This window comes from Thalassotalea agariperforans (assembly GCF_053470345.1).
Genome location: NZ_JBQMWH010000002.1, coordinates 83,108 through 97,602 on the forward strand (window position 1 = coordinate 83,108; position 14,495 = coordinate 97,602).

General features: G+C 36.0%; 15 protein-coding genes. 4 read left to right on the forward strand and 11 right to left on the reverse strand.

Annotation, left to right across the window (positions count from 1 at the left end):
* On the reverse strand, positions 1 to 1,056 hold the full coding sequence (gene aroG / locus ACSLUO_RS03565; protein WP_448246270.1) for a 3-deoxy-7-phosphoheptulonate synthase AroG: 1,056 nt from the start codon (positions 1,054 to 1,056) through the stop codon (positions 1 to 3).
* A gap of 285 nt (positions 1,057 to 1,341) precedes the next feature.
* Between aroG and ACSLUO_RS03570 the strand changes: the two genes are divergently transcribed.
* Positions 1,342 to 2,700, forward strand: a complete 1,359-nt coding sequence (locus ACSLUO_RS03570) for an alkaline phosphatase (RefSeq protein ID WP_448246272.1) — start codon at positions 1,342 to 1,344, stop codon at positions 2,698 to 2,700.
* A 13-nt stretch (positions 2,701 to 2,713) separates the two neighbouring features.
* Here ACSLUO_RS03570 and ACSLUO_RS03575 read toward each other — a convergent pair whose 3' ends face one another.
* Both ACSLUO_RS03575 and ACSLUO_RS03580 read right to left on the reverse strand, forming a co-directional pair.
* Positions 2,714 to 3,274 (reverse strand): phosphoribosyltransferase, encoded by a 561-nt coding sequence (locus ACSLUO_RS03575; protein WP_448246273.1) that lies wholly within the window; start codon positions 3,272 to 3,274, stop codon positions 2,714 to 2,716.
* 116 nt (positions 3,275 to 3,390) lie between these two features.
* Positions 3,391 to 4,587: a tetratricopeptide repeat protein gene (locus ACSLUO_RS03580; RefSeq protein WP_448246275.1), complete on the reverse strand. Its 1,197-nt coding sequence runs from the start codon at positions 4,585 to 4,587 to the stop codon at positions 3,391 to 3,393.
* Positions 4,588 to 4,761: 174 nt separating this feature from the next.
* On the opposite strand from ACSLUO_RS03580, the gene ACSLUO_RS03585 reads away from it, so the two are divergent.
* Positions 4,762 to 5,571, forward strand: a complete 810-nt coding sequence (locus tag ACSLUO_RS03585) for a DUF2989 domain-containing protein (RefSeq protein WP_448246276.1) — start codon at positions 4,762 to 4,764, stop codon at positions 5,569 to 5,571.
* Positions 5,572 to 5,632: 61 nt separating this feature from the next.
* Here the strand turns inward: ACSLUO_RS03585 and ACSLUO_RS03590 are convergent, their stop codons facing one another.
* Together ACSLUO_RS03590 and ACSLUO_RS03595 are read right to left on the reverse strand one after the other, a co-directional pair.
* A complete protein-coding gene (locus tag ACSLUO_RS03590) occupies positions 5,633 to 5,884 on the reverse strand; it encodes a DUF3565 domain-containing protein (protein ID WP_448246277.1) in 252 nt (83 codons plus the stop codon).
* 7 nt (positions 5,885 to 5,891) lie between these two features.
* Positions 5,892 to 6,389, reverse strand: a complete 498-nt coding sequence (locus ACSLUO_RS03595; RefSeq protein ID WP_448246278.1) for a DUF4442 domain-containing protein — start codon at positions 6,387 to 6,389, stop codon at positions 5,892 to 5,894.
* A 143-nt stretch (positions 6,390 to 6,532) separates the two neighbouring features.
* Here ACSLUO_RS03595 and fur point away from each other — a divergent pair, with 143 nt between their 5' ends.
* A complete protein-coding gene (fur, locus tag ACSLUO_RS03600; protein ID WP_448246279.1) occupies positions 6,533 to 6,976 on the forward strand; it encodes a ferric iron uptake transcriptional regulator in 444 nt (147 codons plus the stop codon).
* 110 nt (positions 6,977 to 7,086) lie between these two features.
* Here the strand turns inward: fur and ACSLUO_RS03605 are convergent, their stop codons facing one another.
* The 3 genes from ACSLUO_RS03605 to ACSLUO_RS03615 form a co-directional block, all read right to left on the reverse strand.
* Positions 7,087 to 8,349 carry an ammonium transporter gene (locus ACSLUO_RS03605; RefSeq protein WP_448246281.1) on the reverse strand — a complete coding sequence of 421 codons (1,263 nt, stop codon included), beginning with the start codon at positions 8,347 to 8,349 and terminating at the stop codon, positions 7,087 to 7,089.
* A gap of 160 nt (positions 8,350 to 8,509) precedes the next feature.
* Entirely contained in the window at positions 8,510 to 8,848 is a 339-nt protein-coding gene (locus ACSLUO_RS03610; RefSeq protein ID WP_448246283.1) for a P-II family nitrogen regulator, read from the reverse strand.
* Between the two features lie 214 nt (positions 8,849 to 9,062).
* A complete protein-coding gene (locus ACSLUO_RS03615; protein WP_448246285.1) occupies positions 9,063 to 9,314 on the reverse strand; it encodes a hypothetical protein in 252 nt (83 codons plus the stop codon).
* 210 nt (positions 9,315 to 9,524) lie between these two features.
* Here ACSLUO_RS03615 and ACSLUO_RS03620 point away from each other — a divergent pair, with 210 nt between their 5' ends.
* Positions 9,525 to 9,650, forward strand: coding sequence for a hypothetical protein (locus ACSLUO_RS03620; protein WP_448246286.1), 126 nt, complete (start codon positions 9,525 to 9,527; stop codon positions 9,648 to 9,650).
* A 186-nt stretch (positions 9,651 to 9,836) separates the two neighbouring features.
* Here ACSLUO_RS03620 and ACSLUO_RS03625 read toward each other — a convergent pair whose 3' ends face one another.
* The 3 genes from ACSLUO_RS03625 to ACSLUO_RS03635 form a co-directional block, all read right to left on the reverse strand.
* Positions 9,837 to 11,012: a DUF1501 domain-containing protein gene (locus ACSLUO_RS03625; protein ID WP_448246288.1), complete on the reverse strand. Its 1,176-nt coding sequence runs from the start codon at positions 11,010 to 11,012 to the stop codon at positions 9,837 to 9,839.
* 2 nt (positions 11,013 to 11,014) lie between these two features.
* Positions 11,015 to 12,370, reverse strand: coding sequence for a DUF1800 domain-containing protein (locus tag ACSLUO_RS03630; RefSeq protein WP_448246291.1), 1,356 nt, complete (start codon positions 12,368 to 12,370; stop codon positions 11,015 to 11,017).
* A gap of 163 nt (positions 12,371 to 12,533) precedes the next feature.
* Complete coding sequence (locus ACSLUO_RS03635; protein ID WP_448246293.1) at positions 12,534 to 14,384, reverse strand: sigma-54 interaction domain-containing protein; 1,851 nt, start codon at positions 14,382 to 14,384, stop codon at positions 12,534 to 12,536.
* Between the last annotated feature and the right edge of the window lie 111 nt (positions 14,385 to 14,495).

Consider the following 14,495-nt stretch of genomic DNA (forward strand, 5'->3'; position numbering starts at 1 on the left):
TTATTTAGCACGTCTTGCTGCAACGGCTTGATCAAGTTGCGCTAATAAAGTTTCAGTATCAGCCCAACCGATACATGCATCAGTAATACTTTGACCATAGTTAGCCGCTTTACCATCAACTAAATCTTGACGACCTTCGTTGATATGACTTTCCACCATAACACCAAAGATATTGTCATTACCGCCAGCAATTTGTTGGCAAACATCAGTACAAACTAACATTTGGTTTTCAAATTTCTTGCTTGAGTTAGCGTGACTAAAATCAACCATTAATTTTGTGGTTGCATGAGATTTTTCTAACTGAGCAATAACTGCATCAACACTTTCTTTATCAAAGTTCGGTAATTTACCACCACGTAAAATAATATGACAATCGCCATTACCTGTGGTTTCAACAATCGCTGAATGACCAAATTTATTCACCGATAAAAAGTGATGTGGAGAGCTAGCAGAGCCAATGGCATCAATCGCCACTTTAATAGTACCGTCGGTACCATTTTTAAAACCAACCGGACAAGATAAGCCTGAAGCTAATTCACGGTGTACTTGGCTTTCCGTTGTACGTGCTCCAATAGCACCCCAACACATAAGATCCGCAGTATACTGTGGCGTGATCATATCTAAAAACTCACCCGCAGTTGGTAACCCTAAATCATTTAAATCAAGTAATAATTTACGGCCAATGCGTAAGCCATCATTTAACTGATAGCTATCATCTAAATATGGGTCGTTAATTAATCCTTTCCAACCAACAGTTGTACGCGGCTTTTCAAAATAAACACGCATAACAACTTCTAAGGTATCTTTATACTTTTCACGTAACTTAACTAAACGCTCACCGTATTCAATAGCCGCGATAGGATCATGAATTGAACAAGGTCCAATGACCACTAATAAACGGTCGCTACCATTATGTAAAATATTATGAATGGCTTCTCTGCCTTCAAACACAGATTTAGATGCACGCTCAGTTGCAGGAAATCGCTCTAATAAAGCAATTGGCGGCAGTAATTCTTTAATATTGTTTATGCGTAGATCATCAGTTTGATAAGACATTTTTATACTCTGTTACTTCTATTATTTAGTGACACAAATTTTGTTCTTAGCAAGCTCGTAGCCACTAAGAAAATTGAGCGTTAATCTACCAAGCTTAAGGGATTATTACCAATATAAAATGTTATTTTTTAAATAAAATAACAGCCAAAGACCTTGTTAACGCTAACAAATGGAATTGTTACTCATTTTATCAGGAAAATACGTATTATTTAAATAAGTGACAAGCTTATTTTAATAGTTAAAATAGAAAGCTTATATTATTACATGTAAACACTAGAGGTTTTAATGAAGCAACTGATCTTTTTGCTGTTTTCTTTATTTTCAGCGATTGCTTTTGCTGAACCGCCCAAAAATATTATCATGTTCATTGCTGACGGTATGGGGCCTAATTTTGTGCCGGCCTACCGTTATTATAAAAAAACTAAGCAACAAGATATCCAAACAACGGTATTCGATCGGCATTTCATTGGCAGTGTTAGTACTTATCCTGATGAGTCTTCTGGTTTTGTAACTGATTCAGCCGCTAGTGCCACCGCCCTCGCCTCAGGCGTTAAAACTTATAATGCGGCAATTGGTGTTGATATTAACAAACAAGCAGTGCAAAGCGTTTTAGAATTCGCCAAAATTCAAGGTAAAAATACCGGTATTGTTGTTACTTCCGAAATCAATCATGCAACACCTGCCTCTTATATTAGCCATATTGAAAACCGTAATTTAAAAAATGCTATCGCTGACAGTTATTTTGATGAAAAAATTAATGGTGAATTTAAAGTCGATGTAATGCTTGGTGGCGGTCAAAAGTATTTTATTCGCAAAGATAGAAATTTAATCGACGAGTTTAAGCGCCATAATTACCAATATATTGATCAATACGCACAGCTAGAAACATTAAATAACCAGCAAAAAATAATCGGGTTATTTGCACCTAAAGGTCTACCTTCACATATCGACGATACAGAAAAAAATCGTTTAACTAAAATGACAAAAGCGGCGATTAAACATTTATCGCATGGCTCAAATAACCCTGGTTTTTTCCTTCTTGTCGAAGCAAGCCAAATAGATTGGGCGGCTCATGATAATGATATAGCTGTCGCAATGCATGAAATGGCTGAGTTGGAAGACACCCTGTTATTTTTAGAACAATATAGCAAAAACAATCCTGATACCTTAATCATCTTAACTGCTGATCATGACACGGGGGGCTTAACTATTGGCAAAGATAAAAAATATTTATGGCAACCAGAGGTTTTACATAACATAAAAGTATCACCAACTAGCATGGCAAACTACCTTTATGATCATGGTATAAATGCTACTTATTTAAATTCAACGTTAGGTTTTAACTTAACTAGCACAGAACTAGAGCGATTAATAAAGGTAAAAAAAGCAGTATTAAATCAACCTGCGGCTTCCGAAAATTCGGTGAATAATGCCTTAACAACAAAATCTCAAACCATTATCGCCCTAACCAAAAACCTTAGAGATATCATTAATAAGCGTAGTCATACCGGCTGGACAACCGCAGGACATACAGGAGCAGACGTTCCTATTTATGCTTTAGGACCAAGGAAAGAGTTATTTTTTGGCTTTCAAAATAATATTGATATTGCGAAGAATATTTTTAAACTGTTAGGTAAGCAATAACTCAACTTAAGCTTTATTCTTGAAATAAAAAATCAAGGTGGGCAATATCCGATTTATGCTGTTTAATTTCATCAACAGTTAAACCTGATATTTCATGAGGAAACACCAGCCAATCATCTGACTGGTGAATGTAATAATCAGGGGTGATCTCAACTTGCCGATTACCCGGCTTATACCAAGGACAAGCAACCCTAACATCTGTTGGATAATTTGCACGCATTTGGCTTTTAAGTTGTTTCATTAATGCTTCAACACTTTTACCGGAATCAAAAACATCATCAACGATCAACAAGCTATTATCATGTGACGCATTTTCAATAATATAATGTAAGCCATGTACGGTGATATTTTTTTTGTTTTGTCCGATCCCATGATAAGCCGACGTTCTTACCGCTATATGATCGGTGTTAACCCCTTTAAAATCAAAATATTCTTGTACCGCAATACCAACGGGGGCACCACCTCGCCAAATGCCAATAATATAATCCGGTTTAAAACCGTCTTGATAAACTTTATCAGCCATTTTAAAAGCGTCTTCTAACAATGACTGTGCGGTAATAAATTTTTTATTCAAAATAATAATGCCTAACTCATTTTAAAGAATGTATAACTAACACTATAAGCAACCAAAAGTTCTTAATAGAAATAAGCCTAATAGTTGTCTAGGTTGATCGTCAACACCAGCTCAAATTAATTAACCATATTTTCATTTAACAAATTTAACTTCGCATAATATTGTTTATCAATATCTGGGTATTTGTTCAGTTTAATTGCTTTTTTTAATGCTTTACGCGCTAACGAGCCATCGCCGATTTGAGCATAAACTTTAGCTAAACCATAATAAAACTCATGTTGCTGACCATCCAGCTTAATTGCTAATTGATACCGCGAAATGGCCGTTTGGTAATCAGCCTGATAAAAAGCGTCTCTAGCCAACAACGCATGATAATACGGATTTTTAATGCGTAAATCATGTAATTTTTTTTGAATAAGTTTCGCGTCTTCATAACGACCAACTTTATTAAACACAATACCCAAATTAGTGATCGAGGTATAATTTTTAGGGTTTAATGTAATGGCATGCTCGTAGGCATTAATCGCTAGCTGATCTAAGCCAACCATACGGTAAAGTATACCCAAATTCCCCCAAGCAGGACTATAACTTGCTGAATATTCAGTTGCTTTTTTTAAATAGGCATATGCTAAGCTAAAATTATTTTTAATAATGGCTTGAGCAGCCACATTCGTATAAAACATAGCGGTGATTTTATTTTTACTGATTATTTTAGAGGGAAATTCTTTTTTACGAATATAGGGATCAAAATCAATAACAACACTTGTCGGATTAAAGATATATTCTTGTGTTTCTACTTTATTTTCCGATACAACTAAATTTACATGACCAGTTAATAAGTTATAGCCTCCATTACGGATCCAATATTCAGGTACCTCAACATCACGAAACTGTACTGTTAAATTGGCATGTTTGGCTAACGCATAAGCCATAATAGTGAGAGATATACAATTAGCCTCACGGTTTTTAAAGGTTTGTGATGCTGTTAAGTTGGCTGAGTTTTTGTAAGCCAACCCCAGTTGTTCTTCATCAAATATCAAATTTAACAAATCAAATACTTGCTGCTTTAATGGCTTGTGGGAATGAATGTTCTTATCAATCAACTCAACCATTTCTGGTGTTAATTGAAAAATTTCATTTTCCGTTTTTAATTGATGATTTTGATAACCGATAAAATGGTCATCGGCATAAAGCTCACTTTTAACAAATGTATTCTGGGGCTGATATATTTTTTCTGTTAACTGGCAACCCACCGTTAAGATACTTACACCCATAATTGTCATGGTGATAAATAAAACCTTGATGAATTTCATCGTAAGCACCCCATTAAAAATATAAGCTATTAGTTAATTATAGGTGTAGGTTAAAAAATCGCCAACAATGCTTAGAAAGCGCAAATAATCTAAAAAAATAACCTGGCAGGCTAACAGTAAAATCGTAATTTGTGATAACTTAATATCAATACTACACAATGTTGAACCGACAACATGACCATAAAAATAAAAATTCCCTTACTTTTAAGTAGCCTAATTGGGTTATCTGCCTGCAACCCAACACCAACAATTAATGAGCTATGTGAAATGCATGCCGATGTATGTGAAGAATTTATCGCTGATTCTTGGTGTAAAGCAGAAAGAAAACAAGTTCTCTTAGGTTATCATGAGCTAGAATTATCGAATATTGATGTTAATAAATACCGTTTATTGATCAAGTTCGAAGATTATAAAGATTGCATGAGCCATGCCGCTAAAATCGAGCATATCAAACTCAAAGAAAAACAAACTTATCGGATACAAAATAAAGAAAAGGCGCTTGAAAAAATCCAACAGTTATCCGAAGAAACTAAAAACTCTGACGATCCTTATCTGCTTTATTATCATTGGTCACGTTATTTAAATAAAGATGCTTTAGCGAAGTTCAAAGCACTTGAAGGTTCACACCAGTTAGAAACTCCCGAGCTTCAGTTTTTTTTGGCAACTTACTACACTAAAATTGATGACAAAAAAACATTAATGCTACTTTATCGTGCACTTGAGCTGTACCAAGAAGGTGATGAAATTAATGTAGAATTATTAAAGTCATTAATTACTATTTTTACCGATAAAAAAGAATATAAAAAAGCATACATCTGGTTAAAGGTACTTTATTTGTATCGACCCGATGATAACGATATTAGCGAAAAAAGTTTAAGCGATTTCGCTCAATTACACCGCCTAAATGCTGAATTTTTAGATAAGGTAGCAAGTTCAACCTTAGATAAAATAGAAAGCGGCCAATTTACTTCGCCTAAATTGTAACGTAGAGAAATGTCGTGATAATGTGCCAATAATAAGGTTAACTTTTAGATAATGGCTTTAGCTAAAAGTTAACCTTTGGTGATGACAAGGTATCAATTGGCGCATTATTTTTACACTTAATACATTTTAACTTATGCCCTAACATATGCTTTCGACCAATCTCAGTAACCACCCAAGGACGATTAATAAACGGTGGTTTATGTCGAACATGCTGAAAGTGCTGACAAGCTAATTCAGCTACCCAGTCATTTTCATCATCAAGATGATAGCCAACAATTGACGAATAAATATCGCAGGAATTATTTATCTTCATATGGTAATTATTGATTAGTTCGTTTTTTGCGAATGTACACGGTTCTATTTAATTTAGCGACTAATTCACCTTGCTCGTTAACAATACTTACCGGTAATTGTGGTAAATATTTTTCCCCATGTTGTGTTTGACGAAGGATTTCATCAATCAAACCATCACTAACTACAAAGTCAGCGAATACTTTACCCTTACCCGGTTTAATGTATTCAATATCAGCACTTTTATCCCAAACAATATAATCTTTACCCACTTGCGCTAAAATCATTAACATATAAAACGGATCTGTCATCGAATATAACGAGCCGCCGAAATGAACGCCAACAGCATTCGTATTCCACGGTCTTTGTGTTAGTTGTATTTTAGCTTCTTTAAAATCAGCTGATAACTTAATCACTCGTATCCCTGTGAATAAAAACGGCGGCCAAATATTTAATAAATATTTCATTAACCAAGCTTTTCTCAATATTTGTTTCATTTTATGCACTGACTCCCGTATTAACAGCATTCAAACTCATCGTACCAGACAATAATAGCTAAAATCACGCCTTAAATAAAAATTTAATGCCATAAGATGTCAACTAGGGCTTTCAACCTGCACAATAACCTCCTATAATTTCTTTTTTTAACTTACTTATCGATAATGGTTGTATGTCAGATCAAAACGAAGAACTAAAACGCGCTGGCCTAAAAATTACTTTACCTCGAGTAAAAATTCTTAGTATCTTGCAAAATCCCGATAACCAGCATATTAGTGCTGAAGATGTTTATAAAATTTTGTTAGAACAACACGAAGAAATTGGCTTAGCAACCGTCTATCGCGTTTTAAACCAATTTGACGATGCCAGTATTGTAACTAGACACCATTTTGAAGGTGGTAAGTCGGTATTTGAATTATCCCACAAAAAACATCATGATCACTTAGTTTGTTTGAAGTGCGGTAAAGTAGTTGAGTTTGAAGACGATATTATTGAGCAACGTCAATTAGATATTGCTAAATCTCATAATATTAAATTAACTAATCACAGTTTATACTTATACGGTGAATGCGACGACGAAGAAGCTTGTGAAGCTTATCGTAAAGACAACCTTTAATGGTTTGAAAATAAAGAAATAAATAATTACCTGTTTTCAGTAGGTATTAAAAAAGGCGCTATTAGCGCCTTTTTGCTTTGTTAAACGAGCTTCATTTATTATTAATGTGATTAAAGGTTATAACCACTTTCATCATGTTCAACTAAATCTAAACCATTCGTTTCAGTTTCTTTACAAACACGTAAGCCACCAGTTAAAACACCAACAACTTTTAATAAAATATAAGAAACAATAGCGGTGTAAATAATTGTTGCTCCAATACCCGTTAATTGCACCATAACTTGTTCGCCCATAGTACTAATGCCATCAGCAAAACCATAACCACTAAACGCACCTAATGTTGTTGCTGAGAAGATACCCGCTAATAAAGTACCTAAAATACCACCAACACCATGCACGGGGAAAACATCAAGTGAGTCATCAATTTTTAATTTTTGTTTTACATATACGGTTGCGGCAAAACAAACAATACCAGCTGAAATACCAATAACTAATGCACCACCAGGTCCAACAAAACCTGAAGCGGGAGTGATAGTACCAAGGCCAGCAACCATACCCGTTACCGCACCTAAAACACTGGCTTTACCAAACTTTTTCCATTCAATTGCCGCCCAAGTTAACGCACCAGCAGCAGCTGAGATATGGGTAACTAACATAGCCATAGAAGCATCACCATTTGCTGATAAGGCGCTACCACCATTAAAGCCAAACCAACCAACCCATAATAAACCAGCACCGGTTACTGTCATGGTTAAGTTATGCGGTAGATGTGGATTTTTAGCGAAGCCATCACGAGGTCCTAAGACAATAGCGGCAACTAACGCAGCAACACCTGCCGTAATATGAACAACAATTCCGCCAGCAAAATCATAAACGCCCATTTCAGCTAGCCAACCGCCACCCCACACCCAGTGAGTCACGGGTACATAAACCGCTAATAACCATAAGGCACTGAATAATAACACCGACGAAAACTTCATACGCTCCGCAAAACCACCAATTATTAATGCTGGGGTGATTATGGCAAACGTCATTTGAAACAACATAAACAAGCTTTCAGGAATATCGCCTGCTAATGTCTCTTTAGTAATGCCGATCATCATGACTTTACTAAAGTCACCAATAAAGCCATTACCCTCACCAAACGCTAAGCTATAACCTACAACCAACCATAAAATGGAAGAAATACCAGCAATGGCGAAACATTGCATTAATACCGATAAAATATTTTTACGATGAACTAAGCCACCATAAAATAACGCTAACCCCGGTAAGGTCATTAACAAGACGAGAGCGGTAGCGGTTAAAATCCATGCGGTATTCGCACTGTTTAACTCATCTGCTGCAAAACTGGAAAAAGAACATGTTGTCATCAGCAACATGAGTATAAAATTAAACTTTTTTATCATTATATTTACCACATTGTAAATTTTTTGAGCTTCGTTGCTCTATTATTTTTTGATACTTTTTAGAGCGCCATTGCTCTAGAACTAAAGTATTTAATTATTTTTATCAGTAAATTATTAGCAAATATTAAAGAGCTTCATTACCCGTTTCACCAGTACGAATACGAATAACATTATCGATCGCTGTGACAAATATTTTACCATCACCAATACTGCCCGTGTGAGCCGAGCTTAAAATAGCTTCAATTGTGCTTTCAACAAGGTCGTCACCAATGGCGATTTCCATTTTAATTTTAGGAAGAAAGTCTACTTGGTATTCGGCACCACGATATAGTTCTGTATGACCTTTTTGACGGCCAAAGCCTTTAACTTCAGAAATTGTTAAACCTTCAACGCCACGAGCACTTAATGCTTCACGAACATCATCAAGTTTAAAGGGCTTTATAATTGCGGTAATTAACTTCATTGTTAGTCCTCTTTGATTATGAATTTTTCACTAACGTAATTTAGCTTACAATCAAGACAAGCAACAGCATTAATTTTTTATAACATAAACCAATAAGCTATCAGAGCGCTTATTTTAGGGTATAAATTATCGAGGTAATAAGAGAGAATTTCAGACAAAAAAGAGTAATGAGACGAGTTAGCTCATTTTCACAACACTTTAAAATAAGTAATAGCTAATTATGTAAACGTATTACAGCTTGTGTCGTGTGAACGCTGCGTTGCGGTAATTTTTCATTTTCAATTTGCACATAACGTTCAGCGAATTCAATAGAGCCAAAAATAAGTTTAATTAAATCAATTGCGCGCTGACGATTATAAGCATGTTTGTCATTTAGCTTGGCTATCGCCAACCAACTCTCAACCAAAGTTACCGATGGCTTTGAAGTTTGTGCTCTGTTATGTAAATGAGGTACTTTTTGTATCATCTGATTAACTATCCTTACTCTACTTAAAACAGCCCGTAAAACAACACTAAGGTTATCTTTAAGTGTAGACAACATTTTGAAATTTCCGAATAAAGAAAGTTAAAAACCTGAACTCAGGTTAAAAGTTGCTTTATGTATTCCAGCAACCTATACCAATCCGTATAAGAAAGTGCTCGCTTAGCGAGAATTTAAAGGCTTAGAGGCAAGGCATTGATTGAAGAGAATGGTTATTCCCTTGTCAAAATCAATAACGCTGCATATAAGCCTTTAAAACTCGCCCTTTGGGAACGTATGGGCAGCATGATAACTGCACAAAATTTATTTGATGTAGAATAACTATATCTTCACAAATTTTGTTTGTTCTAATGCCGCCCATACCGTTCTAAGTGAGTACTTCTTTATACGGAATGGTATTATTTGCTCTATCGGTTCACGTTTTCAGCAAATGCTTTAACAATATAAACGTAAACTTATAGAGCAAATATTATTCCATAATAAATCTAATATTCCCTCGGCTAAAGTTTAAACAAGTTGTTTGGGGTATAAGGCAACCTCTGGAAACACCTTTAATAATTCGCTTTGATTAAAGCCCCAATGATGTTCAAGTACATTCGCAAACCAAGAAAAGCTATTGGTTGTAGGCATTAAATCTCGTTGTTTAAATAATTGATGATCCGCTAATCCTGGCCATTGCCCTAATACTTGCCCTCCTTTTACCGCACCTCCGGCAATAAATAGCCCACTTCCCGTGCCATGATCTGTGCCTCCCGTACCATTTTCTCGTACTGTTCGACCAAATTCGGTCGCCACAATCACCACCGTGTTTTGCCAAGTATCTCCTAAACCATCTTTTAAAATAGCCAAGCCTTGGTCTAATTCAGTTAACTGGCGGTTTAAGCGCGCTTCTTGATTATTATGAGTATCCCAACCACCTAGTTCTAACATCGCACAATCAGCGCCATGCTCTGCAATTAATAATTTGGCACAAGCAGCCGTTAAATCTTTAAACTTGCCATTTTGTTTTTTGTCGCCCCCCATATCCATTTCAGCTAAGCGTTTGGTTTCAAGACCTTCTTGTAAACGAGCAGAGAGCTCTTCATCATCACGATAAAGTTTACCTAACTGCTGATAAATATCTTCTTTAGACTCTTTTAATTTACTTGGATACCAAGTACTGACTTGCTCACTGCTTCTTAAAGATATTGGTGTAGAATGCGCAATTGCTAAGGCTTTTTTATTTTTAATATCAATCGCACGAGCTAACCAGCCAGAGTCATGATCAATCCTAGGCTTACCACTTTCTAAATAGTCTTGCCCGTCAAAATGTGATCGCGCACCATAACCACTGCCAACGGCAACTACCGGAGCTAATTGTTTGTTTTTATACCAAGCATGTAAATTGGTTAATGCTGGGTGTAACGCAAAACCATTATCAAGGGCTAATAACTCACTTTTATAACTTGTCGATAATTTAGGTCTTAATGTTTTTAATTCAGGTGCAAACGTAGGTACTATGGTATGCAATGAATCTAACGCCCCCCGTAACACCACCCACACAATTTTTTTATTGGTGTTATTGGTAGATAATAGTTGTGTTGCCGATAACGCCTTAGCTTGCCAAACCATTAAACTAGCACCAGTACAAAGTTTGACAAATTGGCGACGATTAAGTTGATTTTGTTCTTTTAATTCAGTCATGATTATCTCCGTTGAAATTCAGGACTCATTAACAATAATGTTAACGCCTGTTTTCTACTTTCTGCACGAGTAATGGTTTGATAGCTGGTTTTACTTAATGTATCGGCAAACGAGTTTTTCATTACTTGTTCTGCATTTACTTTACTCATTGCGCTAATAGCATTAGCCCAATCAATTCTTGCCATTAAAGCACTAGCACCGTTCCAATCATTTTTTTCGTCACCAAAGCCTGCAGGAGAACCCGCATTAAAAGGTTTTTGGCCTAACGAGGTTAATGAAAATAATAAATATCTGTCTTTAATACGCGCAATATTCAACGCCCGTAATGTTGAAATAACAAACTCCCGAGGGGTTTTAAATTTTTCTTGTGCGGGCTGCCAGGCTTCTTCAGCATCAATTAAGGCGTGCATCACCAACTTAATATCACCTTGGCTGGTTAACCACACCTTTTCTAACTTAGCTAACAAGCTTGGCTCAGGTGAATCACTAATAAAGTGTTGCGCTAATTTTAAACAAATATATTTAGCCGTGTTTGGATGATTAGCAACATCTCGTAACATGCGTTCACCTTGTAAACGCCCTTTTTGCGGATAAGTTTTTCCTAATAAACTACGTTTACCTGGTTCATGACCATTCGCGTTAAAATAAAAGCCATGATCCGAGGATTTTTCATTTGTTTGTACCGTCCAACCAGTGATCCCTTTGGCTAATTCAATCACATCAGCTTGGCTATAGCCGCCATTTACACCTAAAGTATGAAGCTCAAGTATTTCCCGAGCTAAGTTTTCGTTCATACCTTTATTTCTTTTACGGCCAAGTTTTGAGTTAGGACCAAACGACTTTTCATTATTAAGATAAATCAACATGGCTGGATGCTGAACCACCGCTAATAACATATTCTCAAATTTACCTAATAAATGAGGCGCAATGGCTTCTCGCTCTAATGTTGGCGCAAGTCCCGCCATCACTTGGCCAGCATCGGAGACACTAAAATGATTGGAGAAAAAATCTAATAAACGCCAGCTAATGCTATTGTCTGATGCAATTGCTTGGCGAAGGCTATCAACAATCAATGTTCGAGCAAGATTTCGAGGGGAATTTTTCGCATTTTTCATGCTCATTTCTTGCTCTTCGGTAGGAGCTGACTTTGCTTTGCGCTTCATCATGCGATATTGATTAAGTTCTGCTATCACCGCCTCAGAGCCGGGTAAGGAAGGATCATAGCTAATATGAGTTAAAGTTGATTTTAACCATTTTTTTGCATCCGCTTTTGCTAAGCTTATTTCGCCTGGTTTAGCACCTAAACCAAAGCGGTTCATCGCAATGACTGCCGACAACTGTGTTGTAGAGTTAACCATGTGATCACCCTGTTATTGTTATAATTAAGATTAAAGATATCAACAAGCCCAAATAACACTAATAAATTTACAGTTATTTACAAAATTAATTCGAATCTATACTCGTGTTCACATTTTTTATCGAACGATTACTGCCACTAACAAAGTTGTATTTACCTCATAATCAACTAAACAAGCGCTTATTAATGGCAAATTTTTTCAATTTTGACGCTAGCGTAGTTGGTGGTAAACCTAGCAATTGTGCCGCACCATCTTCACCATAAATTTTGCCTTTACACTGTGCTAACGCATGTTCTAAATTATGCTTTTCTAATTCTTTTTGTTGTTGCGCATTCAATAAACTGTCTTTAGCAAAAGTACTTATTTTAGCTTTTGACGTGGGTATTTCTTTTGCTAAAAAATCAAAATTTATTTTATTACTTTTTGCTAAGATGAGTTGCCGTTCAATAATGTTTTCTAATTCCCTAATATTTCCTGGCCATTGATACTGCTGAAGATATTGCATTTGGGCTATCGACACTTGTGGTTGTGGCTTGTTAAAACGCAAACAAACTTTATCAATAAAATGCTTAACTAATAAGGGAATGTCGTCAATACGCTCCCGCAGTGCGGGCGAGTGGATTGGAAAAACATTTAACCTGAAATATAAGTCTTCACGAAATTTTTGTTGTTCAACTAAACTTTTTAAGTTTTGATTCGTGGCTGAAATCACTCTAACGTTAACATGTCGAGTTTTAGACTCTCCCACCCGTTCAAATTGCTGCTCTTGCAACACCCTTAATAATTTACCTTGAAGCTGTAAAGGTATTTCACCTACTTCATCTAAAAAAATGGTGGCACCATCAGCTAATTCAAAACGGCCAAGGCGATCAGATATAGCACCTGAGAACGCCCCTTTAACATGACCAAAAAATTCGCTTTCAAATAAATCTACTGGAATAGCGGCACAATTTACTTTGATAAGTGGCCGTCCTTGTCGCTCACTAACTTCATGAATAGCGCGCGCAATTAATTCTTTCCCCGTACCTGACTCCCCTGTGATCAAAACATTAGCATCGGTTTGCCCAACCAATTCAATTTGATTGACCATGTGCCGTACTTTTTCACTTTGACCAATAATTTGATGATGATTAAAGTCAGCATTTAACTCTTCTAATAAGTACGCGTTTTCTTTTTCTAATCGTTGTTTTAGTGCATCAACTTCTTGCAAAGCATTTAATAATTTAGCTTGAATCGCTTTACGCTCAGTAATATCACGAAAAATTACCACTGCGCCAATTAACAAACCATTTTCAGTTACCGGCGTACTTGTATATTCAACAGGAATAGCTTTACCACTTTTAGACCAAAATACTTCGTCATCAACACTGTGAACTTCGCCATCGTTAAAAGCTGCAAAAATAGGACATTCATGTGCATGATAGTGGCTACCATCAGAATGTGAATGATGAATAAGATCATGAATGTTTTGACCGATCAGCTCAGACTTTTTCCAGCCAATAATTTTTTCTGCGGCTACATTCACAAAGGTAGTATTACCATCAACATCAACGCCATAAATCCCATCACCCACAGCCGTTAATAATAATTGATTCTGCCGTTCTATTTCTTCAAAGACCGTTTCATTTTTATTCCAATATGGAAAACCCGATTGATAATTTGCTTCGACAATCGATTGAAAATAACGGCCAAAAGTCACATCTCTTTTTTGACAACTAAACAACAAATACTCATCTAAAACACAGGCATTCACGTCTAACGGAATAAGCTCATTATTGAGCATTAAACTTAAATCACAACTCCAAGCCGTTTTTTGCTCGAGTATTTGCTGAGTAAAGTTGAGTAACTTATCCAAACAACTTGGAAAAAACTGAGTAACAGAAAAGTTTGATAAATCACTACCGTTTAAATTTAACAAGTCATCAGCCGCCTGATTTACTTTTATCAGCCTGTTTTGATGAGGATCGAGCAATAACATTGCGGTAGGAGCATTCATAAATAAGTGATTTAACATACGTTTTCTCTTTTGCCTGATTCAACTTTCATTATCTTCATTGTTCAATTATCACGCCAAAACCACGAGATCTCGTTATAAATACCACGAAATATCGTTACCAACGAAATA

What these genes read in the sequence shown, in the direction of transcription:
- ACSLUO_RS03630 (WP_448246291.1), bottom strand. Translation starts at nt 12,370, where the DNA reads ATGGTTAACTCTACAACACAGTTGTCGGCAGTCATTGCGATGAACCGC.
- fur (WP_448246279.1), top strand. Translation starts at nt 6,533, where the DNA reads ATGTCAGATCAAAACGAAGAACTAAAACGCGCTGGCCTAAAAATTACT.
- ACSLUO_RS03580 (WP_448246275.1), bottom strand. Translation starts at nt 4,587, where the DNA reads ATGAAATTCATCAAGGTTTTATTTATCACCATGACAATTATGGGTGTA.
- ACSLUO_RS03605 (WP_448246281.1), bottom strand. Translation starts at nt 8,349, where the DNA reads ATGACAACATGTTCTTTTTCCAGTTTTGCAGCAGATGAGTTAAACAGT.
- ACSLUO_RS03615 (WP_448246285.1), bottom strand. Translation starts at nt 9,314, where the DNA reads ATGATACAAAAAGTACCTCATTTACATAACAGAGCACAAACTTCAAAG.
- ACSLUO_RS03595 (WP_448246278.1), bottom strand. Translation starts at nt 6,389, where the DNA reads ATGCTGTTAATACGGGAGTCAGTGCATAAAATGAAACAAATATTGAGA.
- ACSLUO_RS03570 (WP_448246272.1), top strand. Translation starts at nt 1,342, where the DNA reads ATGAAGCAACTGATCTTTTTGCTGTTTTCTTTATTTTCAGCGATTGCT.
- ACSLUO_RS03590 (WP_448246277.1), bottom strand. Translation starts at nt 5,884, where the DNA reads ATGAAGATAAATAATTCCTGCGATATTTATTCGTCAATTGTTGGCTAT.
- aroG (WP_448246270.1), bottom strand. Translation starts at nt 1,056, where the DNA reads ATGTCTTATCAAACTGATGATCTACGCATAAACAATATTAAAGAATTA.
- ACSLUO_RS03635 (WP_448246293.1), bottom strand. Translation starts at nt 14,384, where the DNA reads ATGTTAAATCACTTATTTATGAATGCTCCTACCGCAATGTTATTGCTC.
- ACSLUO_RS03625 (WP_448246288.1), bottom strand. Translation starts at nt 11,012, where the DNA reads ATGACTGAATTAAAAGAACAAAATCAACTTAATCGTCGCCAATTTGTC.
- ACSLUO_RS03585 (WP_448246276.1), top strand. Translation starts at nt 4,762, where the DNA reads ATGACCATAAAAATAAAAATTCCCTTACTTTTAAGTAGCCTAATTGGG.
- ACSLUO_RS03610 (WP_448246283.1), bottom strand. Translation starts at nt 8,848, where the DNA reads ATGAAGTTAATTACCGCAATTATAAAGCCCTTTAAACTTGATGATGTT.